Genomic DNA, 23,397 nt, shown 5'->3' on the forward strand with positions numbered 1-23,397 from the left:
GGGCTTGCTCGCGAAGGCGTTTCAACATTCAACACATCTGTCGACTGTTATACCGCTTTCGCGAGCAAGCCCGCTCCCACATTGGGTATTGCGAGATCTGTCAGAGACCGTAGCTCATCAGACGATCGTAACGACGCTTGAGCAGCGCTTCGTTGTCGAACTTTTTCAGCATCGCCAGTTGCGAGCTCAGCTCGGCACGGATCGACGCAGCGGCAGCGGCCGGATCACGGTGGGCGCCGCCCAGTGGCTCGCCGATCACCTTGTCGACGATGCCCAGGCCTTTCAGGCGCTCGGCAGTGATGCCCATCGCCTCTGCGGCGTCCGGTGCCTTTTCGGCGGTTTTCCACAGAATCGAAGCGCAACCTTCCGGCGAGATCACCGCGTAGGTCGAATATTGCAGCATGTTCAGCTGATCGCAGACACCGATCGCCAGTGCACCGCCGGAACCACCTTCACCGATAACGGTGGCGATGATCGGGGTCTTCAGGCGCGACATCACGCGCAGGTTCCAGGCAATCGCTTCGCTCTGGTTGCGCTCTTCAGCGTCAATCCCGGGGTAAGCACCCGGGGTGTCGATGAAGGTCAGGATCGGCATCTTGAAACGCTCGGCCATTTCCATCAGACGGCAGGCCTTGCGGTAGCCTTCCGGACGCGGCATGCCGAAGTTGCGGCGTACCTTCTCGCGCACTTCACGGCCCTTCTGGTGACCGATGATCATCACCGGCTGGTCTTCCAGACGTGCCACGCCACCCACAATGGCGGCGTCGTCGGAGAAGTGACGGTCACCGTGCAGTTCGTCGAACTCGGTGAAGATGTGCTCGATGTAGTCGAGGGTGTACGGGCGTTTCGGGTGACGCGCCAGGCGTGCGATCTGCCAGCTGGTCAGCTTGCCGAAGATGTCTTCGGTCAGCGTGCGGCTCTTGTCCTGCAGGCGGGAGATCTCATCGCCGATATTCAGCGAATTGTCATTACCGACCAAGCGCAACTCTTCGATCTTGGCTTGCAGGTCGGCGATCGGCTGTTCGAAATCTAGAAAATTCGGGTTCATAGGCGTCCGTCTTGGGTCGTGTCCCAAATGAGCTTGGGCCGGCCGGTTGTCTATTCGCGCCCTACCTTAAGGGAGAGGCGCGCTGAGGTCGAGATTAAAAATTCAGGTTGTGGGCAAGCGCAATGATGGCACTTGCCGGTCAACGGTATTGGAGGAAGACGTTGTCTCGCCCGAACTGGTCACGCAGGGCTTGAATCAACGCATCCGCCGGGTCGATTCGCCAGGTCTCGCCGAACTGCAGCAAGGTCTTCGCATCCGGGCTGGTGTACTCCATGGTGATCGGGCACGCCCCGCGGTGACGCTTGAGCAGCTCACCCAACCAGCGTAGCTGATCGCCTTTCAAGTCCTGAGTGTGCAGCTTCAGGCGCAGGCTCTCGGCCAGATTGGTCCGCGCATCTTCCATGCTCATCACCCGTTTGACCCGCAGGCGCAGGCCGCCGGAGAAGTCGTCGTTGCTGACCTCGCCTTCAACCACCACCATCGCGTCGGTCTGCAGCAGTGACTGCGCGGAGTGGAACGCATCGGCGAACAGCGACGCCTCGATCCGCCCTGAGCGGTCGTCGAGGGTGATAAAGCCCATCTTGTCGCCCTTCTTGTTCTTCATCACCCGCAGAGCAATGATCATCCCGGCCACGGTTTGCGTGTCGCGGGCCGGTTTCAGGTCGATGATGCGCTGCCGGGCGAAACGGCGAATCTCGCCTTCGTACTCGTCGATCGGGTGACCGGTCAGGTACAGGCCCAGAGTGTCTTTCTCACCCTTGAGCCGCTCCTTGAGGGTCAGCTCCTTGGCCTTGCGGTGCGTCGCGTAGACGTCCGCATCTTCCTCGACAAACAGCCCGCCGAACAGGTCGGCATGGCCGCTGTCGCGGGTGCGCGCGGTCTGTTCGGCCGACTTGATCGCCTCCTCCATCGCCGCCAACAGCACCGCGCGGTTGCGGTCGATGTTGGCCTGATAAGCCTTCTGCTCGTCATGGAAGTACGGCCCGAGGCGATCCAGCGCGCCGCTGCGGATCAAACCGTCCAGCGTGCGCTTGTTGATGCGCTTGAGGTCGACCCTGGCGCAGAAGTCGAACAGATCCTTGAATGGACCGGCCTGACGAGCCTCGGTAATCGCTTCCACCGGACCTTCACCGACACCTTTGATCGCGCCCAGGCCGTACACGATGCGGCCTTCGTCGTTCACCGTGAACTTGAACTCCGAAGTGTTCACGTCTGGCGCGTCGAGGCGCAGCTTCATCGTGCGCACTTCCTCGATCAAGGTCACGACCTTGTCGGTGTTGTGCATATCCGCCGAAAGCACCGCCGCCATGAATGGCGCCGGGTAGTGGGCTTTCAGCCAGGCAGTCTGGTACGACACCAGGCCGTAAGCGGCGGAGTGGGACTTGTTGAAGCCGTAACCGGCGAATTTTTCCACCAGGTCGAAAATGTTACCGGCAAGATCCGCGTCGATATTGTTCGACGCACAACCCTCAATGAAGCCGCCGCGCTGTTTGGCCATTTCCTCGGGTTTTTTCTTACCCATCGCCCGACGCAGCATGTCCGCACCACCGAGGGTGTAACCGGCCATGACCTGGGCGATCTGCATCACCTGTTCCTGATACAGAATGATGCCGTAAGTCGGCGCCAGTACCGGCTGCAGGCCTTCATACTGGTAATCCGGATGCGGATAAGCCAATTCGGCGCGGCCGTGCTTACGGTTGATGAAGTCATCCACCATGCCCGATTGCAGCGGGCCCGGACGGAACAGGGCCACCAGTGCGATCAAGTCTTCGAGACAGTCAGGCTTGAGCTTTTTGATCAGCTCTTTCATGCCCCGGGATTCGAGCTGGAATACCGCAGTGGTTTCAGCTTTTTGCAGCAGCTGATAAGTCGGTTTGTCATCCAGCGGGATAAACGCGATATCCAGCGGCGGCTCGTTGACCTTGGCGCGGTCACGGTTGATGGTTTTAAGCGCCCAGTCGATGATCGTCAGGGTCCGCAGGCCGAGGAAGTCGAACTTCACCAGACCGGCCGCCTCGACGTCGTCCTTGTCGAATTGGGTCACCAGACCATCGCCAGCCTCGTCGCAATAGATCGGCGAGAAGTCGGTCAGCTTGGTCGGGGCGATTACCACACCACCGGCGTGCTTGCCGACGTTACGCACCACACCCTCGAGCTTGCGCGCCATCTCCCAGATTTCCGCCGCTTCCTCATCGACCTTGATGAAGTCGCGCAGGATCTCCTCCTGCTCGTAGGCTTTTTCCAGGGTCATGCCGACTTCGAACGGAATCATCTTCGACAGACGATCCGCCAGGCCGAATGACTTGCCCTGGGCCCGCGCCACGTCGCGCACCACTGCCTTGGCGGCCATGGAACCGAAGGTGATGATCTGGCTTACCGCGTTGCGACCGTATTTCTCGGCCACGTAGTCGATCACCCGGTCACGACCGTCCATGCAGAAGTCGACGTCGAAGTCGGGCATCGAGACCCGTTCCGGGTTGAGGAACCGTTCGAACAGCAGGTCGTATTCCAGCGGATCGAGGTCAGTGATCTTCTGCACATAGGCCACCAGCGAGCCGGCACCCGACCCACGGCCCGGGCCCACCGGCACACCGTTGTTCTTGGCCCACTGGATAAAGTCCATCACGATCAGGAAATAACCGGGGAAGCCCATCTGGATGATGATATCCAGCTCGAAATTCAGCCGGTCGACATAGACCTGACGCTTGGCGTCGTAATCTTCGGTAGTGTCCTTGGGCAGCAGTACGCTGAGGCGGTCTTCCAGACCGTCGAACGACACCTTGCGGAAATATTCGTCGATGGTCATGCCATCGGGAATCGGGTAGTCGGGCAGGAAGTGCTTGCCCAGCTTCACGTCGATGTTGCAGCGCTTGGCGATCTCGACGGTGTTTTCGATCGCGTCGGGAATGTCGCTGAACAGCTCGGCCATTTCCTGGGCGCTTTTGAGGTATTGCTGGTCGCTGTAATTCTTCGAACGCCGCGGATCGTCGAGGGCACGGCCCTCACCGATGCACACGCGGGTTTCGTGAGCGGCGAAGTCTTCCTGCTTGATGAAACGCACATCGTTGGTCGCCACCAGCGGCGCGCCGAGCTTGTCGGCCAGGGCCACGGCACCGTGCAGTTGCTCTTCGTCGTTGGGACGATTGGTGCGCTGGATCTCCAGATAGAAACGATCCGGGAACACCGCCATCCATTCGCGCGCCAGCGTTTCGGCTTCGTCCGGGTTGCCACTGATCATGGCCATGCCGATCTCGCCTTCTTTGGCGGCGGACAGCATGATCAAGCCTTCGTTGGCCTCGGCGACCCATTCACGCTCGATGATGATCATGCCGTTGCGCTGGCCGTCGATGAAGCCGCGCGAGATCAGCTCGGTGAGATTGCGATAACCCTTGGCGTTCATCACCAACAGGCTGATCCGGCTCAATGGCCCGTCCGGATCCTTGTTCGACAGCCACAGGTCGGCACCGCAGATCGGCTTGATGCCGGCGCCCATGGCGTTTTTATAGAATTTGACCAGGGAACACATGTTGTTCTGATCGGTGACCGCCACGGCCGGCATGTTCATGCCGGTCAGCGCCTTGACCAGTGGCTTGATCCGCACCAGCCCGTCGACCAGGGAGTATTCAGTGTGCAGGCGTAGATGAACGAATGAAGCCGGCATAGTGATCCTGTCCAGTTACATAGAGACAACAAGGCCCGGATTGTACCGGGCCTCGAACAAAACATCAGCCTTGCGCCTAAACCTGCGTCAGACCTTCAAGCGCCTCGTAAGCCTGACGCACCGGGGCGAAGGAGCGCCGGTGAATCGGTGTCGGGCCAAGCCGCACCAACGCTTCCAGATGAACGGGCGTCGGATAGCCTTTATGGCCGCCGATGCCGTACCCCGGGTAGATCAATTCGAATGCAGCCATTTCACGGTCGCGACTGACCTTGGCCAGAATCGACGCGGCAGCGATGGCCGGCACCTTGCCGTCGCCCTGCACCACCGCTTCGGCGCGCATCGGCAGTTTCGGGCAGCGGTTGCCGTCGATCATCGCCAGTTTCGGCTGAATATGCAGCCCGGCCACTGCGCGCTGCATGGCGAGCATGGTCGCGTGCAGAATGTTCAGCTCGTCGATTTCCTCGACTTCGGCGCGAGCAATGCACCAGCTCAGGGATTTCTCGATGATCTCGTCGTAGAGTTTCTCACGCTTGGCTTCGGTGAGTTTCTTCGAGTCGTTGAGGCCGAGGATCGGCCGGTTCGGATCGAGGATCACCGCCGCCGTCACCACTGCGCCGCACAACGGGCCGCGACCGACTTCGTCGACACCGGCCACCAGTTCTTCGACTTCGGCGACCAGGGTGAAATCCAGGCCCATCTGCATCGTCTTGCTCATTGTTTCTGACCGATCAGGTTGAGGACGGCATCCGCCGCCTGATTGGAAGCATCCAGCCGCAGGGTGCGGTGGATTTCGTCGAAGCCTCGGGTCTGCTCTTCGCCGCCTTCGATCAATGGCAACAGCGTCTTGGCCAGGGCCTCGACTGTCGCATCATCCTGCAACAATTCCGGCACCAACAGACGCTGGGCCAGCAGGTTCGGCAGCGACACGTACGGGCTCTTGACCATGCGCTTGAGAATCCAGAAGGTCAGCGGCGCCAGGCGATACGCAACGACCATTGGCCGCTTGTACAGCAACGCCTCAAGCGTCGCCGTGCCCGAAGCGATCAGCACCGCGTTGCACGCCGCGAGGGCCAGGTGCGATTTGCCATCGAGCAAGGTGACCGGCAAGTCGCGACCAACCAGCAACTCTTCAAGTTGAGCGCGACGCTCGGCATTGGCGCACGGGATGACGAAACGCAGCCCCGGGCGCATGGCCCGCAGACGCTCGGCCGTATCCAGGAACAGCGCACCGAGACGGCCGACTTCGCCACCGCGACTGCCGGGCATCAACGCGACCAGCGGCCCGTCGGGCAAACCGAGTTCGGCACGCGCTGCGGCGCGATCGGCCTGCAACGGAATGGTATCGGCCAGCGTATGACCGACGAACCGCACCGGCACGCCCTTCTCTTCGTAGAATTTTGCTTCAAACGGCAACAGGGTGAGCATCAGATCGCAGCCTTCGCGAATCTTCAGCACACGCTTTTGGCGCCACGCCCACACCGAAGGGCTGACGTAATGCACGGTCTTGATCCCGGCCTGACGCAGCTTGAGTTCGATGTTGAGGTTGAAATCGGGAGCGTCGATGCCGATGAACACATCCGGTTTCTCGGCGATCAGCGTGGCGATCAGGTCCTTGCGGCGCTTGAGCAGCTCGCGCAGCCGCCCAAGGACTTCCACCAGCCCCATGACCGACAGACGTTCCATGGGGAAATAGGACGTCAGGCCCTCGGCCTGCATCAACGGGCCACCAACACCGATGAACTCGACTGCCGGGTGTTGCGCCTTGAGGGCGCGCATGAGGCCGGCGCCCAGAATGTCACCGGAAGCTTCGCCCGCCACCAGCGCAATACGCAGACTGGCCATGATCAGCGGGTGATGCCGCGAGTCGACGACTGGATCGAGTCACGAAACAGCGCAACTTCCGGGAACTGCGCAGCAGGTTCGGCCAATTCGGCCAACGCTTGCTCCACGGTCAGGCCCTGGCGATACACGGTCTTATAAGCGCGGCGCAGCGCGTGAATCGCATCTTCGCTGAAACCACGACGGCGCATGCCTTCGAAGTTCATGCTGCGCGCTTCGGCCGGGTTGCCGAACACGGTGACGAACGCCGGAACGTCCTTGCCGATGGCAGTGCCCATGCCGGAAAAACTGTGGGCGCCGATGTGGCAGTACTGATGCACCAGGGTGAAACCGGAAAGGATCGCCCAATCGTCAACATGGACATGCCCGGCCAACGCGGTGTTGTTGACCAGGATGCAGTGGTTGCCGATGACGCTGTCATGCCCGATGTGGGCATAGGCCATGATCAGGTTGTGATCGCCCAGCGTGGTTTCCGAACGGTCCTGCACGGTGCCACGGTGAATCGTCACGCCTTCGCGAATGACGTTGTGATCACCGATCACCAGACGGGTTTCTTCGCCTTTGTACTTCAGATCCGGCGTGTCTTCGCCTACCGAGGAAAACTGGTAGATGCGGTTGTGCTTGCCGATGCGGGTCGGGCCTTTGAGGACCACATGCGGCCCGATCACGGTACCCTCGCCGATTTCCACACCTGCGCCGACGATCGACCACGGGCCGACCTCGACGCCGTCAGCCAGAACGGCCGACGGATCGATGATTGCGCGAGGGTCAATCAAACTCATAGCTTGCGTTCCGCACAGATGATTTCAGCCGAGCAGACTGGCTTGCCGTCGACCGAAGCCTGGCATTCGAATTTCCAGATCTGGCGCTTGCAGCTGATGAACTTGGCTTCCAGGATCAACTGGTCACCCGGCAGCACCGGCTGACGGAAACGCAGCTTGTCGGAACCGACGAAGTAGTAAAGGGTGCCATCGGCCGGTTTCACGTCGAGCATTTTGAAACCGAGGATCCCGGCAGCCTGGGCCATCGCTTCGATGATCAGTACGCCCGGCATGATCGGGTGCGCCGGGAAGTGGCCGTTGAAGAATGGCTCATTGATGCTGACATTCTTGTAGGCGCGAATGCGCTTGCCTTCAGTGTCCAGTTCCACCACCCGGTCCACCAGCAGGAACGGGTAACGGTGAGGCAGGTATTCGCGAATCTCGTTGATGTCCATCATTTCGGGGGGAAGCCTATGTAAAGATTGGGAGCGCGACTGACGCGCACTCCTCTAGCAAATCAAGGAGGCAGTCTAGAGGCTGTGCACACTTGATATGGAAATGGTATCAGCCATCAGATGAAGCATTGCTGCCGGGGGTCACTTCCCCGACGCGCTTTTCCAGCTGCTTCAAACGTCGCGCGAGGTCATCGAGCTGACGGATGCGGGCCGCGCTTTTGCGCCATTCGGCCGCCGGTTGCATGGCTGTGCCGGAAGAATAGGCGCCTGGCTCGGTAATCGAGTGGGTCACCATGGTCATCCCGGTCAGGAAAACGTTGTCGCAAATATCGATGTGCCCCACCAGGCCGACACCACCGGCGAGCATGCAGTGCTTGCCGATTTTGGTGCTGCCGGAGATACCGACACAGGCCGCCATGGCGGTGTGATCACCGACCTGGACGTTGTGCGCGATCTGGATCTGGTTGTCGAGTTTCACGCCGTTGCCGATCACGGTATCCGCCAGCGCGCCACGGTCGATGGCAGTGTTCACGCCGATCTCGACATCGTCGCCGATGGTCACGCCGCCGATCTGGGCGATCTTTTGCCAGATACCTTTCTCGTTGGCAAAACCGAAGCCTTCACCACCGAGAACGGCACCGGACTGGATCACTACACGCTTGCCGATGCGCACGTCGTGGTACAGCGTCACCCTCGGAGCGAGCCAGCCGCCCTCGCCGATTTCACTGCGGGCACCGATGACGCAATGGGCGCCCAGGGTGACCTGCGCACCGATGCGCGCACCGGCCTCAATCACCACAAACGGACCGATGCTGGCGCTTGGATCAACCACCGCATCCGGTGCAATCACCGCCGTGGGATGAACACCCGCAGTGGCTTTCGGTTTGGGATCGAACAGATGGGAGATACGGGCGTAAGCCAGATAAGGATCCGGCACCACCAGCGCGTTACCGACAAAACCTTCGGCATCGGCTTCCTTGAGCAACAGCGCAGCCGCCTGGGAACTTGCCAGGTATTTGCGATATTGAGGATTTGCCAGAAAGCTCAACTGAGCTGGGCCAGCCTCCTGCAAGGTGGCTAGCCCAGTAATTTGCGTCTCGGGGTCGCCACGCAGGGTGGCGCCGAGGAACTCGGCCAACTGGCCGAGCTTGATAGTCACGGTCATGGGTTACTTCAGCTGATTCATGCGCTCGATAACCTGGCGCGTGATGTCGTACTGTGGTTTGACATCGATCACTGCGCCACGCTCGAACACCAGGTCAAAGCCACCTTTTTTGATGACTTCTTCCACTGCGCTATCCAGTTTCGGCTTCAGTTGCTTGAGCATTTCGCGGTCGGCAACTGCCTTGGCTTCGTTCAGCTCCTTGGACTGGAACTGGAAGTCACGGGCCTTTTGCTTGAATTCCAGCTCCAGACGCTCACGCTCGCCCTGCTGCATCTTGTCGCCACCGGCCATCAGACGGTCCTGAATGCCCTTGGCGCTGCTTTCCAGCGTCTTGAGTTTGGTCAGTTGCGGACCGAACTTCTTCTCGGCATCCACGGCGTATTTCTTGGCCGCGTCGGATTCCAGCAATGCCATCTGATAGTTCAGAACGGCGATTTTCATGTCGGCGAACGCCGGGCCTGCCACCAGTACGGAGGCCAGGAGAACCAATTGAGTCAACTTACGCACGATGCACTCCTACAAAATCCATTGTCGTTATCTTGGGTCAGACGCTCAGAACGTCTGGCCGAGGGAGAATTGGAACACTTGAGTTTCAGCGTTATCCGGTTTCTTGACCGGCATCGCCAGAGCAAAACTCAGAGGACCCAGTGCGGTGACCCAGGTCACACCCACACCAACGGAACTGGCCATGTTGCTCAGGCTGATGTCGTTACACTTGGTGTTGGACGTCGAGCCATTTGCGTTGGTGGTGTCCTTGCACTGCGAATCGAAAACGTTACCCACGTCCCAGAATACCGAGGTACGCAAGGAGCGTTGATCCTTGACGAACGGCAGCGGGAACAGAACCTCGGCACCGCCCTGGATCAGGACGTTACCACCGAACGGCAGCGGATCCTGATCCGGGTCAACCGAAGTACCCGGGTTGGTACCACGACTCGGAGTACTGCGCGGCCCCAGAGTACTGTCCTTGAAGCCACGTACCGAGTTGAAACCACCAGCATAGTAGTTTTCATAGAACGGCAAGCCGTCGGTCGAACCATAACCGTCGCCATAACCCAGCTCGGTGTGCAGACGCAGGGTGTAGTTTTCGGTGATCGGCTGGAACAACTGACCACGGTAGTCGAGTTTGTAGAACGACAGGTCGCTGCCCGGAATCGTGGTTTCCAGCGTCAGGCTCTGCGAACGACCACGGGTCGGCAGTACGCCCTTGTTCAGGGTCGATTCGGACCAGCCGGCAGACGCCTTGAAGTTCAGGTACTGATCGCCTTCCTTGTTAACGAAGTCGAAGATCTCGTCAACGGTGTACTGACCGGTCTTGATCTTGTCCTGCTGTGCGGACAGACCGAAGGTCAGACGCGAAGTCTCGCTGATCGGATAGCCAACGTTGACGCCGGCACCCAGGCTGTCTACCGCATAGCTGGCTACGTCGATGTTGAGATCTTTGTAGTCGGTGGTGCGATAGAACGCGTTGTAACCCAGACTCACGCCATCGGCGGTCCAGTAGGGGTCAACGTAGCCGAAGTTGTAACGGCTCTGGTATTCACTGCGGGTCAGGCCCACGCTCACACGGTTACCGGTACCCAGGAAGTTGTTCTGGGTGATCGAACCACCGAGGATCAGACCGGCGCTCTGGGCGAAACCGACGCTGGCGGTGATCGAACCGGAAGCTTGCTCTTCAACGGCGTAGTTCACGTCAACCTGGTCGTCGACACCCGGAACGGCCGGCGTCTCGACGTTCACTTCCTTGAAGAAGCCCAGACGCTCAAGACGGGTCTTGGACTGGTCGATCAGGTAGGTCGAAGCCCAGCCACCTTCCATCTGACGCATTTCACGACGCAGCACTTCGTCCTCGGACTTGGTGTTGCCGCGGAAGTTGATGCGATTGACGTAGGCACGCTTGCCCGGATCGACGGCGAACAGGATGTCCACAGTGTGATCGTCGTCATGCGGCTGAGGTACGCCGTTGACGTTGGCGAAGGTGTAACCCTCGTTACCCAGACGGCGAGTGATCAGTTCGGAAGTGGTGGTCATCAGCTTGCGCGAGAAAACCTGGCCTTTTTGCACCAGCAACAGCGACTTGACCTGGTCTTCAGGCACTTTCAGGTCACCGCTGAGCTTGACGTCACGAACGGTGTACTTTTCGCCTTCGGTGATGTTGACGGTGATGTAGACGTGCTTCTTGTCCGGGGTGATGGACACCTGGGTCGAAGCGATATCCATGTTGATGTAGCCACGGTCCAGGTAGTAGGAACGCAGGCGCTCCAGGTCACCGGAGAGTTTTTCACGGGCGTACTTGTCGTCGTTCTTGAAGAACGACAGCCAGTTGGTGGTTTTCAGCTCGAACAGGTCGATCAGATCGTCATCAGGGAAGACCGTGTTACCCACCACGTTGATGTGCTGGATGGCAGCCACGGTTCCTTCGTTGATCTTCACTTTCAGCGCCACACGGTTACGCGGCTGCGAAACCACTTCGGTATCGACGGTCGCCGAGTAACGGCCCTGGGCAACGTACTGACGCTGCAGCTCGTTACGGACACCTTCGAGGGTGGCGCGCTGGAAGATTTCACCTTCGGACAGACCGGACTGCTTGAGGCCTTTCATCAGGTCTTCGGTGGAGATCGCCTTGTTGCCTTCGATCTCGATACTCGCGACCGACGGACGTTCGACGACCGTGATCACCAGAACGTTGCCTTCGCGGCCCAGCTGGATATCTTGAAAGAAACCGGTTTTGAACAACGCACGAGTGGATTCCACCAGGCGACGATCATCCGCCTGCTCGCCGACGTTCAACGGCAAGGCACCAAAGACGCTACCCGCGGAGACCCGCTGGAGGCCATTGACGCGAATATCAGAGATAGTGAAGGACTCGGCGTGAACTTCGGCGATCATCAATACGGTGAGAACCGCAGTTAGCAGCAGACGTTTCATGAAGTCCTTTCTTATTCCAACTGGCAATAAACAAACTGCCGCAAAATGCGGCAGATTCGCAATTCAGCGAAGCTTTACAGTCGACCCAGATCATTGACCAGAGCAAGCAACATCACTCCGACCACCAAACTGATACCGATCTGCACCCCCCAACCTTGCACCCGATCCGACAAGGGGCGACCACGCACCCACTCAATCAGATAAAACAACAAATGCCCCCCATCCAGTACAGGAATGGGCAGCAAATTCAGAACCCCCAGGCTAATACTCAGATAAGCAAGGAAATTCAGGAAATCAGCAACGCCCGACTGGGCAGAAGCGCCCGCCACTTTAGCAATGGTTATCGGCCCACTCAAGTTTTTTACCGAGAGCTCGCCAAACAGCATTTTCTTCAGTGAGTCCAGCGTCAGGATGCTCATGGTCCAGGTACGCCGGGCACCCTCGCCAATTGCGGCCAACGGGCCATAACTGACCTCGCGGATCATTTCCGGCGGCCAGTCCACTGCTTTCACGCCAGCACCCAGATAACCGCTCGGCGCCTTGCTTTCGCCACGCGCAGCCAAGGTCACCGGGACGTCGATTTGAGCACCGTCGCGCTCGACGCGCAGCAAGATTTTGGTATCAGGACGCGTACGAACGGTATCGACCACTTGCTGCCAGTCACCCAGCGCCTGGCCATCGAGCGACAACAGGCGGTCGCCGGTTTTCAGACCGGCGGCCTGCGCCGGACCTTTTGGATCGAGCTCGGCCAGCACCGGCGGCAACGCCGGGCGCCATGGGCGAATACCCAGCGAGCGAATAGGATCGGGTTCATCGGCGCCTTTGAGCCAGTGATCCAGCGCCAGTTCGCGCGGCGTGTCAGCGGTAGAGCCCTGCTCGCGCACGAGCAATTGCAGGGAACCGCTTTCCCCAAGACGACGGACCAACTGCAAATTGACGGCCGCCCAGCCGGAAGTCGGCTCGCCATCGATGGCAACGATCTCCTGACCGGCATTCAAACCGGCCTTGGCTGCGATGCTGCCGGACTCGACGGCACCGATGACCGGACGGATCTGCTCACTGCCGAGCATCGCCAGCACCCAGAAAAATACCAGGGCCAGCAGGAAGTTGGCGATCGGTCCCGCCGCGACAATGGCGATGCGCTGGCGAACCGATTTGCGATTGAAGGATTGATGAAGCTGATCGGCTGGCACCTCGCCTTCACGCTCATCGAGCATTTTGACGTAGCCACCCAGCGGAATCGCGGCGACAACAAATTCAGTGCCCTGCTTGTCGTGCCAGCGCAACAGGGGCATGCCGAAGCCTACGGAAAAACGCAAAACCTTGACGCCACAGCGACGCGCGACCCAGAAGTGGCCGAATTCGTGAAAGGTGACCAGTACACCCAAAGCGATCAGGGTGCCGGCAATCATATAGAGCGCGCTCATCTACTTTCTCCGCAATCCTGTTCAGTGCCGCGTGAAGCCATGGGTCTGCAACGGCTATCGGCCGTGACGATCAAGCCATTGTTCGGCCAGAATCCGCGCTTTCGCGTCCGCGGTAAACACCGCGTCCAGATCCTCAAGCGCAACCACTGGCTCGAGGTTCAGCACGTCCTCGATGATACTCGCAATTTCCAGATAACCAACGCGTCCGTCGAGAAACGCCGCGACTGCCACTTCGTTGGCCGCATTGAGCATGGCCGGTGCGCTGTTGCCGGTTTCCGCCGCCTGTCGCGCCAGGCGCAGGCAAGGGAAGCGCTGTTCGTCCGGCGCCTCGAAATCCAGGCGCGCAATGGTAAACAGATCCAGCGGTGCCACACCCGAGTCGATCCGCTCAGGCCAGGCCAATGCGTTGGCAATCGGCGTGCGCATGTCAGGGTTGCCCAACTGCGCCAATACCGAGCCATCCACATAGTCGACCAGCGAGTGAATCACACTCTGCGGATGAATCACCACCTCCACCTGCGACGGCTTGGCGTCGAACAGCCAGCAGGCCTCGATCAACTCCAGGCCCTTGTTCATCATGCTGGCCGAGTCCACCGAAATCTTGCGACCCATCGACCAGTTCGGGTGCGCACACGCCTGATCAGGCGAAACATGCGCCAGCTCGCTCATCGGCGTCTGACGGAAAGGACCGCCCGAAGCCGTCAGCAAAATCCGCCGCACGCCGACCGCACCCAGTCCACGGGCAAAATCCTGCGGCATGCACTGGAAGATCGCGTTGTGCTCGCTGTCGATCGGCAGCAACACCGAACCGCTCTTGTGCACGGCCTGCATGAACAGCGCGCCGGACATCACCAGCGCCTCTTTGTTGGCCAGGAGAATTTTCTTCCCTGCCTGCACCGCCGCCAGCGTCGGGCGTAGGCCCGCGGCGCCGACAATGGCCGCCATCACAGCATCAACTTCAGGGGCGGAGGCGACCTGGCACAGCCCCTCCTCCCCGACCAATACGCGAGTGGACAGGCCAGCAGCCCGCAGGTCGTCCTGCAAGCCACGCGCCGCCGCCACTTCAGGCACCACCGCAAACTGCGGCACATGCCGAACGCACAAGGCCAGCAACTCGCTCAGGCGGGTAAAGCCGCTCAGGGCGAAAACCTGATAACGCTCGGGATGCCGAGCGATGACGTCCAGGGTGCTCAGGCCAATCGAACCGGTCGCCCCCAGAACAGTAATCTGTTGCGGGCGGCTCACGGTGCAGCCATCCACAGCAGTACGGCAAAAATCGGGATCGCAGCGGTCAGGCTGTCGATGCGATCAAGCACACCGCCATGACCGGGCAGCAGGTTGCTGCTGTCCTTGATGCCGGACTGGCGCTTGAACATGCTTTCGGTGAGGTCGCCCACCACCGAAATGAATACGATCAATGCAGCGCCGATCAGGCCCTTGAGCAGTTCGGCCACGGTCCAGTCACGCACCAGGCCGACGATCGCGGTGATCACCAGACTCAGCGCCAGACCACCATAAACGCCTTCCCAGCTCTTACCCGGGCTGACTTGCGGCGCCAGCTTGCGCTTGCCGAAAGCACGGCCGGAGAAATAGGCACCGATGTCGGCCCCCCAGACCAGCACCATCACCGCCATGATCAGCCAGTTACCCAGCGGGTACTGTTTGATCTGCACCAGCCCTTGCCAGGCCGGCAACAGGATCAGCAAGCCGATCACCAGTTTGGTGGCCGCCGTGGACCAGTGCTCGCTCGAACGCGGGTACGTCAGGACCAGGTACGTCGCCACCGCCCACCACAACACCGAAGCGCCCAACACCCAAGGGGCGAGGCCCGGCAGGACGTACATGACGAACAGCATCAGCGCGACGACAGCGGCAAAGCCGACACGGAACGACTGCGCGGTAAAGCCCGCCAGGCGTGCCCATTCCCAGGCGCCCAGGCTCACGACCAGACCGATGAACAGCGCAAAACCGGAGCCTTCGAGCAGGAAAAACCCACACAAAGCGATCGGCAGCAGGATCAGCGCAGTGATGATTCGTTGTTTAAGCATTAAACCCGGGCTCCAGCTTCGACCTGTTCGCTCGTTTTACCGAAGCGACGCTGGCGCGAAGCGAAATCGGCCAGCGCGGTGCGCATGGCTTCGTGTTTGAAGTCCGGCCAGAACAGGTCGGAGAAGTACAACTCGGCATACGCCAGTTGCCACAGCAGGAAGTTGCTGATGCGGTGCTCGCCACCGGTGCGGATGCACAGGTCCGGCAACGGCAGGTCGCCGGTGGCCAGACAGGTTTGCAGCAGATCCGGTGTGATGTCTTCCGGACGCAGATGCCCGGCCTGAACTTCACGCGCCAGACGCTGCGCCGCCTGGGCAATATCCCACTGACCGCCGTAGTTGGCGGCGATCTGCAGGATGAAACGGTTGGCACCGGCGGTCATGGCTTCCGCTTCGCGCATCGCTGCCTGAAGCTCAGGATGGAAACGCGAGCGATCGCCAATGATGCGCAAGCTGATGTTGTTGTCGTTCAGACGCTTGGCCTCACGACGCAGCGCCTTGAAGAACAGATCCATCAAGGCGCTGACCTCATCGGCCGGGCGCTGCCAGTTTTCACTGGAGAAGGCGAACAGGGTGAGCACTTCGACCTTGGCCTCAGCGCACACCTCGATCACTGCCCGCACAGCATCCACGCCGGCCTTATGCCCGGCGACACCCGGCATAAAGCGTTTTTTCGCCCAGCGATTATTGCCATCCATGATGATCGCGACATGGCGCGGCACCGCGGACGGCGCAGACTGCTTGGTCTTGTCCATTAAAAGCTCGACCCTTATACGGCCATCAGGTCTTTTTCTTTCTCGTCCGTGGCCTTGGTGATCTGGGCCTCGGATTCCTTGGTCAGCTTATCGATATCAGCGATGGCACGACGCTCTTCGTCTTCACTGATTTCCTTGTCCTTGACCAGCTTTTTAAGCTCACCCAATGCGTCACGACGAATGTTGCGCACGGCAACGCGCGCATCTTCCGCTGCGCTACGAGCCTGCTTGGTGAAGCCCTTGCGCGTTTCCTCGGTGAGGGCAGGCATCGGGATCAAAAGCAATTCACCCAGGTTGGTCGGATTGAGGTTCAGACCGGCGCTCTGGATCGCCTTGTCGACGGCAGCGAGCATGTTGCGCTCGAAGGCCACGACTTGCAGGGTACGCGAATCTTTCACGGTGACGTTGGCCACGCTGCTCAGCGGGGTGTCAGTACCGTAGTAAGGCACCATGACGCTGCCGAGGATGCTCGGGTGAGCCTTGCCGGTACGAATCTGGCCGAACGCGTGGTTCAGAGATTCCAGGGATTTCTGCATACGCGCTTGGGCGTCTTTCTTGATTTCGTTGATCATTGTTGGCCTTCCTCGATCAAAGTCCCTTCAGCGCCGCCGTGCACAATGTTCAGCAGGGCGCCGGGCTTGTTCATGTTGAATACGCGCAGCGGCATCTTGTGATCGCGGCACAGGCAGATAGCAGTCAGATCCATCACGCCCAGCTTGCGATCCAGCACTTCATCATAAGTCAGATGATCGAACTTCTCGGCATGCGGGTCTTTGAACGGGTCAGCGGTGTAAACGCCATCAACCTTGGTCGCTTTCAGCACGACGTCGGCATCGATTTCGATGGCACGCAGGCAGGCTGCCGAATCCGTGGTAAAGAACGGATTACCGGTACCGGCGGCGAAGATCACCACGTCCTTGGAGTTCAGGTGGCGCATGGCTTTGCGGCGATCATAGTGATCGGTCACGCCAACCATGGAAATGGCCGACATCACGATGGCTGAGATATTGGCACGTTCCAGCGCATCGCGCATGGCCAGAGCGTTCATCACAGTGGCCAGCATGCCCATGTGGTCGCCTGTCACCCGATCCATGCCAGCCTTGCTCAAGGCCTCGCCACGGAACAGGTTGCCACCGCCGATCACCAGACCGACCTGTACGCCGATGCCGACCAGTTGGCCGACTTCCAGCGCCATCCGATCCAGCACTTTTGGATCGATCCCGAACTCTTCCGAGCCCATCAGGGCCTCGCCGCTAAGCTTGAGTAGAATGCGTTTATAGCGAGCCTGATAACCACTGCCCTGCTGAGCCATTGCCAATCTCTCCTGCGGCGTATTTAAAAAATTCTGTGCAAGCTGTTTTACAGCTGCCGTTCACTCTAGCTTGGCGCTGCTTCAGCGCCATCGGAACCTGGCTTTGTAAGTCAGTTCCCAGTGGAAACCAATTAAAAATTGGTAACCCCATCTGAAAAGAGGCTGCGCGCGTGAGCGGGCAGCCTCTTTCGGGCGACAGTTGAAAAACCGTCTTATTGCTTGGCGGCAGCCAGCTGGGCAGCAACTTCTTCAGCGAAGTTGTCGACCGGCTTCTCGATGCCTTCGCCTACTTTGAAGTAGGTGAAGGAAACGATTTCTGCGCCGCCTTTCTTGGCCAGCTCGCCAACCTTGATTTCAGGGTTCTTGACGAACGCCTGCTCAACCAGGCTTGCTTCTGCCAGGAACTTGCTGATACGGCCTTTGACCATGTTCTCAACAATGTTTTCTGGCTTGCCTTTGATCTTCTCTTCGTTCAGCTGCAGGAACACAGCTTTTTCACGCTCGATCGCTTCAGCCGAAACTTGCGAAGGCAGCAGGAACTCAGGGTTGCTGGCAGCTACGTGCATCGCGATGTCTTTGGCCAGCTCGACGTCACCGCCTTTCAGAGCTACAACGACACCGATCTTGTTGCCGTGCAGGTACGAACCGACAACGTCACCTTCGATACGGGCCAGACGACGGATGTTGACGTTCTCGCCTACTTTGGCAACCAGTGCTTCGCGAGCAGCTTCTTGCGAAGCGATCAGCGGAGCAGCGTCGGTCAGCTTGTCAGCGAAAGCTTTTTCAACGCTGGCAGCGACGAAGTTTTTGAAGTCGTCTTGCAGAGCCAGGAAGTCGGTCTGCGAGTTCACTTCCAGGATAACGGCAGCTTTACCGTCGTCCTTGATTGCGATTGCGCCTTCAGCGGCAACGTTGCCAGCCTTTTTCGCAGCCTTGATCGCGCCCGAAGCACGCATGTCATCAATGGCTTTTTCGATGTCGCCGTCAGCCTTTTCCAGGGCTTTCTTGCAGTCCATCATGCCTTCGCCGGTACGCTCGCGCAGTTCTTTAACCAACGCTGCAGTAATTGCTGCCATTTTCAAATTCCTCTTGGATAGGTTTTCAACCATTCCACCCGATCGAACGGGCGTTCAATTCTTCCCGAAACACCTTATAGCTGCTGCACGTTACAAATGCAGGAGGTGCGCTGCCACAAGTGGGCGCCAACAAACGGTTTTCGAGGTGGCAAAAAGGGGGCCAAGCCCCCTTTTTGCTTACTGAGTCAACGCCAGGGCGTCGATTACTCAGCTGCAGCCTGAGTTTCTTCAGCTGCGAATTCAACAGTGCCGCCAGCAACATTGTTGCGACCACGGATCACTGCGTCAGCCATCGAACCCATGTACAGCTGGATAGCGCGGATTGCGTCATCGTTGCCTGGGATGATGTAGTCAACGCCTTCCGGGCTGCTGTTGGTATCGACAACGCCGATGACCGGGATGCCCAGCTTGTTGGCTTCGGTGATCGCGATGCGCTCGTGGTCAACGTCGATCACGAACAGTGCGTCTGGCAGACCGCCCATGTCCTTGATGCCGCCCAGCGAACGATCCAGCTTTTCCAGGTCACGGGAGCGCATCAGCGCTTCTTTCTTGGTCAGCTTGGCGAAAGTACCGTCTTCGGCTTGAACTTCAAGGTCACGCAGACGCTTGATGGAAGCACGAATGGTTTTGAAGTTGGTCAGCATGCCGCCCAACCAGCGGTGATCGACGTACGGCGAACCGCAACGTGCTGCTTCTTCAGCAACGATCTTGCCAGCGGAACGCTTGGTGCCGACGAACAGAATCTTGTTTTTGCCCTGGGCCAGACGCTCTACGAAAGTCAGAGCTTCGTTGAACATTGGCAGGGTTTTTTCAAGGTTGATGATGTGAATCTTGTTACGCGCGCCGAAAATGTACTTACCCATTTTCGGATTCCAGTAACGGGTTTGGTGACCGAAGTGCACACCGGCCTTCAGCATATCGCGCATGTTGACTTGGGACATGATAGTTCCTTAATAAGTCGGGTTTGGCCTCCACGTATCCCAATGACCAACCAGTGGCATAAAGCCAAAAGCACCCAGGTCATCGTGTCGACACGTGTGTGGATTTAAGCTTTTCGGGGTATCCCCGGAAAGCGGCGCATTTTATACCACAGGGTGCACAGAAACGGAACCCGGAATCTGCAATCGCACCAGGGACATGGGCGCAGCCCCCTTGGAATCGCCTTCAAGCGCATCATTGTATAGACAGACGCGATGCACGCAGGCGCGGATTTGCTCCTTTCGTCTGGTAGAATCGCGTTTTTCAGGGTCGCAAATCCCACACCTGCCACCCTATCCGTATCAGCAAGCGCCGCCGAGCGCAGAGAGAGCCTGTATGACCGTCAACCTCAAAACCCCCGAGGACATCGCTGGCATGCGTGTCGCCGGCAAACTGGCCGCCGATGTGCTGGAAATGATTGCCGAACACGTCAAACCGGGCGTGACCACCGATCAACTGAACCAGATCTGCCACGACTACATCGTCAACGTGCAGCAGGCCATCCCTGCGCCGCTCAACTACAAAGGCTACCCGAAGTCGATCTGCACCTCGATCAATCACGTCGTCTGCCACGGCATTCCGAATGACAAGCCGCTGAAGAATGGCGACACCCTGAACATCGACGTCACCGTGATCAAGGACGGCTACCACGGCGACACCAGCCGCATGTTCCACGTTGGCGAAGTGCCGGTCTGGGCCGAACGCCTGTCGCAGGTCACTCAGGAATGCATGTACAAGGCGATCGAAATCGTCAAACCTGGCTGCCGCCTCGGCGACATCGGTGAGATCATCCAGAAGCACGCGGAAAAGAACGGTTTCTCGGTGGTTCGCGAGTTCTGCGGCCACGGCATCGGCAAGGTGTTCCACGAAGAGCCGCAGATCCTGCATTACGGTCGCGCCGGCACCGGCATGGAACTGAAGGCCGGCATGACCTTCACCATCGAACCGATGATCAACCAGGGCAAGGCCGACACCAAGGTATTGGGCGACGGCTGGACCGCCATCACCAAGGACCGCAAGCTCTCGGCGCAGTGGGAACACACCCTGCTGGTGACCGACACCGGCTACGAGATCTTCACCCTGCGCGCCGACGACACCATCCCGCGCGTCTCGGCCTGATCCCAAGAACGCTCCCAGCCCTATAGAAGGAAAGCCAATCGATGCCGCAGGTGGATCCCGAACTCTTCGACCGCGGCCAGTTCCAGGCTGAACTGGCCCTGAAAGCGAGTCCCATCGCGGCGTTCAAGAAGGCGATCCGCCAGGCGCGCGAGGTCCTCGACACGCGTTTTCGCAGCGGCCGCGACATCCGCCGACTGATCGAAGACCGTGCGTGGTTCGTCGACAACATCCTGCAAAAAGCCTGGGAGCAGTTCAACTGGAGCGAAGACGCCGATATCGCACTGGTCGCGGTCGGCGGCTACGGCCGTGGTGAGTTGCACCCCTATTCCGACATCGACCTGCTGATCCTGCTGGACAGCGCCGATCACGAAGTCTTCCGCGATTCCATCGAGCGTTTTCTGACGCTGCTGTGGGACATCGGTCTGGAAGTCGGTCAGAGCGTACGCTCGGTCGACGAATGCGCCGAAGAGGCCCGCGCCGACCTGACGGTGGTCACCAACCTGATGGAAAGCCGCACCATCTGCGGCCCCGAACGCCTGCGCCAGCGTATGCTCGATGTCACCAGCACCGCGCACATGTGGCCGGCCAAGGAGTTTTTCCTGGCCAAACGCGCCGAGCAAAAGGCCCGTCACCACAAGTACAACGACACCGAATACAACCTGGAACCCAACGTCAAAGGCTCGCCCGGTGGCCTGCGGGATATCCAGACGATTCTGTGGGTGGCACGGCGTCAGTACGGCACCCTGAACCTGCGCGCCCTCGCCGGTGAAGGTTTCTTGGTCGAGAGCGAAAACGCCCTGTTGGCGTCGTCCCAGGAATTCCTCTGGAAAGTGCGTTACGCCCTGCACATGCTCGCCGGCCGCTCGGAAGACCGCCTCTTGTTCGATCATCAACGGACCATCGCCGGCCTGCTCGGTTTTGAAGGCGACGACGCCAAACAGGCCGTCGAAAACTTCATGCAGCAGTACTTCCGCGTGGTGATGAGCATTGCCCAGCTCAGCGACCTGATCATCCAGCACTTCGAGGAAGTGATCCTCGCCCCGGAAGACGAAGCACCGCCGCAGCCGATCAACTCGCGCTTCCAGTTGCACGACGGCTACATCGAAGCACGCAACGACAACGTGTTCCGCCGCACGCCGTTCGCCATGCTCGAGATCTTCGTGCTGATGGCCCAGCAACCGGAAATCAAAGGCGTGCGCGCTGACACCATTCGTCTGCTGCGCGAGAACCGGCACCTGATCGACGACAACTTCCGCAACGATATCCGCAACACCAGCCTGTTCATCGAGCTGTTCAAGTGCAAGATCGGCGTGCACCGCAACCTGCGCCGGATGAACCGCTACGGCATCCTCGGGCGCTATCTGCCGGAGTTCGGTTTCATCGTCGGGCAGATGCAGCACGACCTGTTCCACATCTATACGGTCGATGCGCACACGCTGAACCTGATCAAACACCTGCGTAAGTTGCAGTACACCCAGGTGTCGGAAAAATTCCCGTTGGCCGCCAAGCTCATGGCCAAACTGCCCAAGCCTGAACTGATCTACATGGCCGGTCTGTACCACGACATCGGCAAGGGCCGGCATGGCGATCACTCGGACATCGGCGCAGTCGATGCCGAAGCGTTCTGCCAGCGCCATCAGTTGCCCCTGTGGGACAGCCGCCTGATCGTCTGGCTGGTGCAGAACCACCTGGTGATGTCGACCACCGCACAGCGCAAGGATCTGTCCGATCCGCAGGTGATCCACGATTTCGCCCAGATCGTCAGCGACGAGACCCGTCTGGACTACTTGTATGTGCTGACCGTGGCCGACATCAACGCCACCAACCCGACCCTATGGAATTCGTGGCGCGCCAGCCTGCTGCGCCAGCTCTACACCGAGACCAAACGCGCTCTGCGCCGTGGCCTGGAAAATCCGGTGGATCGCGAAGAGCAGATCCGCCAGACCCAGAGTGCGGCGCTGGACATCCTCGTGCGCGGCGGCACCGATCCGGACGACGTCGAGCAGTTGTGGGCGCAGTTGGGCGATGACTATTTCCTGCGTCACACCGCCGGCGACGTGGCCTGGCACAGTGACGCGATCCTGCAGCAGCCGGCCGATGGCGGTCCGCTGGTGCTGATCAAGGAAACCACCCAGCGCGAGTTCGAAGGTGGCACGCAGATCTTCATCTACGCCCCCGACCAGCACGATTTCTTCGCCGTGACCGTGGCCGCGATGGACCAGCTCAACCTGAACATTCACGACGCCCGGGTCATCACTTCGAGCAGCCAGTTCACCCTCGACACCTACATCGTGCTCGATACCGACGGTGACTCGATCGGCGACAACCCGGCCCGGGTCAAACAGATACGCGACGGCCTGACCGAAGCCCTGCGTAACCCCGACGACTACCCGACGATCATCCAGCGCCGGGTGCCGCGCCAGCTCAAGCACTTCGCCTTCGCGCCGCAGGTGACGATCCACAACGACGCCCAGCGTCCGGTGACAGTGCTGGAACTGACGGCACCGGATCGCCCGGGCCTGCTGGCACGGATCGGCGGGATCTTCCTCGAGTTCGACCTGTCGCTGCAGAACGCCAAGATTGCGACCCTGGGCGAACGCGTAGAAGACGTGTTCTTCATCACCGACGCCCACAACCAGCCGCTCTCCGACCCGCTGCTGTGCAGTCGCCTGCAGGACGCAATCGTCGAGCAACTGAGCGTCAATCAGGAACCGGATATCAAGCTTTCGCGCATCAGTATTTGATCCAGCAACTTCCCCCCTGTGGGAGCGGGCTTGCTCGCGAAAGCGGTGTGTCAGGCAACACATCATTCAATGACACACCGC

General features: G+C 59.5%; 19 protein-coding genes. 2 read left to right on the top strand and 17 right to left on the bottom strand.

The window, feature by feature from the left end; translation table 11 throughout:
• Positions 1 to 100: 100 nt before the first annotated feature.
• The 17 genes from QMX91_RS16560 to rpsB all read right to left on the bottom strand — a co-directional run bounded on the left by QMX91_RS16560 (position 101) and on the right by rpsB (position 19,416).
• On the bottom strand, positions 101 to 1,048 hold the full coding sequence (locus QMX91_RS16560) for an acetyl-CoA carboxylase carboxyltransferase subunit alpha (RefSeq protein ID WP_064586192.1): 948 nt from the start codon (positions 1,046 to 1,048) through the stop codon (positions 101 to 103).
• Positions 1,049 to 1,187: 139 nt separating this feature from the next.
• On the bottom strand, positions 1,188 to 4,709 hold the full coding sequence (dnaE, locus tag QMX91_RS16565) for a DNA polymerase III subunit alpha (protein ID WP_135295058.1): 3,522 nt from the start codon (positions 4,707 to 4,709) through the stop codon (positions 1,188 to 1,190).
• 76 nt (positions 4,710 to 4,785) lie between these two features.
• Entirely contained in the window at positions 4,786 to 5,412 is a 627-nt protein-coding gene (rnhB, locus tag QMX91_RS16570; RefSeq protein WP_027611036.1) for a ribonuclease HII, read from the bottom strand.
• Between the two features lie 8 nt (positions 5,413 to 5,420).
• Positions 5,421 to 6,554, bottom strand: a complete 1,134-nt coding sequence (lpxB, locus tag QMX91_RS16575; RefSeq protein WP_282413063.1) for a lipid-A-disaccharide synthase — start codon at positions 6,552 to 6,554, stop codon at positions 5,421 to 5,423.
• Positions 6,554 to 7,330, bottom strand: coding sequence for an acyl-ACP--UDP-N-acetylglucosamine O-acyltransferase (gene lpxA / locus QMX91_RS16580; RefSeq protein ID WP_007964278.1), 777 nt, complete (start codon positions 7,328 to 7,330; stop codon positions 6,554 to 6,556). The genes lpxB and lpxA overlap by 1 nt, the downstream gene beginning before the upstream one ends.
• Positions 7,327 to 7,767 carry a 3-hydroxyacyl-ACP dehydratase FabZ gene (fabZ, locus tag QMX91_RS16585; protein ID WP_003222142.1) on the bottom strand — a complete coding sequence of 147 codons (441 nt, stop codon included), beginning with the start codon at positions 7,765 to 7,767 and terminating at the stop codon, positions 7,327 to 7,329. The genes lpxA and fabZ overlap by 4 nt, the downstream gene beginning before the upstream one ends.
• Before the next feature lie 106 nt (positions 7,768 to 7,873).
• Positions 7,874 to 8,929 (bottom strand): UDP-3-O-(3-hydroxymyristoyl)glucosamine N-acyltransferase, encoded by a 1,056-nt coding sequence (lpxD, locus tag QMX91_RS16590; RefSeq protein ID WP_135295056.1) that lies wholly within the window; start codon positions 8,927 to 8,929, stop codon positions 7,874 to 7,876.
• Positions 8,930 to 8,932: 3 nt separating this feature from the next.
• Positions 8,933 to 9,436 (bottom strand): OmpH family outer membrane protein, encoded by a 504-nt coding sequence (locus tag QMX91_RS16595; protein WP_003222140.1) that lies wholly within the window; start codon positions 9,434 to 9,436, stop codon positions 8,933 to 8,935.
• A gap of 45 nt (positions 9,437 to 9,481) precedes the next feature.
• Positions 9,482 to 11,857, bottom strand: coding sequence for an outer membrane protein assembly factor BamA (gene bamA / locus QMX91_RS16600; RefSeq protein WP_098967465.1), 2,376 nt, complete (start codon positions 11,855 to 11,857; stop codon positions 9,482 to 9,484).
• Between the two features lie 74 nt (positions 11,858 to 11,931).
• The gene (gene rseP, locus QMX91_RS16605) at positions 11,932 to 13,284 is read right to left on the bottom strand and encodes a sigma E protease regulator RseP (RefSeq protein WP_047601293.1); all 1,353 of its coding nucleotides are present in this window, start codon (positions 13,282 to 13,284) and stop codon (positions 11,932 to 11,934) included.
• A 54-nt stretch (positions 13,285 to 13,338) separates the two neighbouring features.
• Positions 13,339 to 14,529 (bottom strand): 1-deoxy-D-xylulose-5-phosphate reductoisomerase, encoded by a 1,191-nt coding sequence (ispC, locus tag QMX91_RS16610; RefSeq protein ID WP_282413062.1) that lies wholly within the window; start codon positions 14,527 to 14,529, stop codon positions 13,339 to 13,341.
• Entirely contained in the window at positions 14,526 to 15,332 is an 807-nt protein-coding gene (locus tag QMX91_RS16615; RefSeq protein WP_007964272.1) for a phosphatidate cytidylyltransferase, read from the bottom strand. Before QMX91_RS16615 ends, ispC begins: the two co-directional genes overlap by 4 nt.
• Entirely contained in the window at positions 15,332 to 16,087 is a 756-nt protein-coding gene (uppS, locus tag QMX91_RS16620) for a polyprenyl diphosphate synthase (protein ID WP_003222128.1), read from the bottom strand. The genes QMX91_RS16615 and uppS overlap by 1 nt, the downstream gene beginning before the upstream one ends.
• Positions 16,088 to 16,101: 14 nt before the next feature.
• Positions 16,102 to 16,659 (bottom strand): ribosome recycling factor, encoded by a 558-nt coding sequence (gene frr, locus QMX91_RS16625; RefSeq protein WP_047291868.1) that lies wholly within the window; start codon positions 16,657 to 16,659, stop codon positions 16,102 to 16,104.
• Positions 16,656 to 17,399, bottom strand: a complete 744-nt coding sequence (gene pyrH, locus QMX91_RS16630; RefSeq protein ID WP_003222124.1) for a UMP kinase — start codon at positions 17,397 to 17,399, stop codon at positions 16,656 to 16,658. The genes frr and pyrH overlap by 4 nt, the downstream gene beginning before the upstream one ends.
• Positions 17,400 to 17,611: 212 nt before the next feature.
• Positions 17,612 to 18,475, bottom strand: a complete 864-nt coding sequence (gene tsf / locus QMX91_RS16635) for a translation elongation factor Ts (RefSeq protein WP_027611027.1) — start codon at positions 18,473 to 18,475, stop codon at positions 17,612 to 17,614.
• Between the two features lie 203 nt (positions 18,476 to 18,678).
• The gene (rpsB, locus tag QMX91_RS16640; protein WP_003222119.1) at positions 18,679 to 19,416 is read right to left on the bottom strand and encodes a 30S ribosomal protein S2; all 738 of its coding nucleotides are present in this window, start codon (positions 19,414 to 19,416) and stop codon (positions 18,679 to 18,681) included.
• A gap of 373 nt (positions 19,417 to 19,789) precedes the next feature.
• Here rpsB and map point away from each other — a divergent pair, with 373 nt between their 5' ends.
• Both map and QMX91_RS16650 read left to right on the top strand, forming a co-directional pair.
• Positions 19,790 to 20,572, top strand: coding sequence for a type I methionyl aminopeptidase (map, locus tag QMX91_RS16645; protein ID WP_007964271.1), 783 nt, complete (start codon positions 19,790 to 19,792; stop codon positions 20,570 to 20,572).
• A gap of 41 nt (positions 20,573 to 20,613) precedes the next feature.
• A complete protein-coding gene (locus QMX91_RS16650) occupies positions 20,614 to 23,316 on the top strand; it encodes a [protein-PII] uridylyltransferase (protein WP_210558092.1) in 2,703 nt (900 codons plus the stop codon).
• Positions 23,317 to 23,397 lie beyond the last annotated feature (81 nt).

The sequence above is a fragment of the Pseudomonas sp. PS01299 genome (assembly GCF_029960145.1).
GTDB lineage: Bacteria > Pseudomonadota > Gammaproteobacteria > Pseudomonadales > Pseudomonadaceae > Aquipseudomonas > Aquipseudomonas putida_A.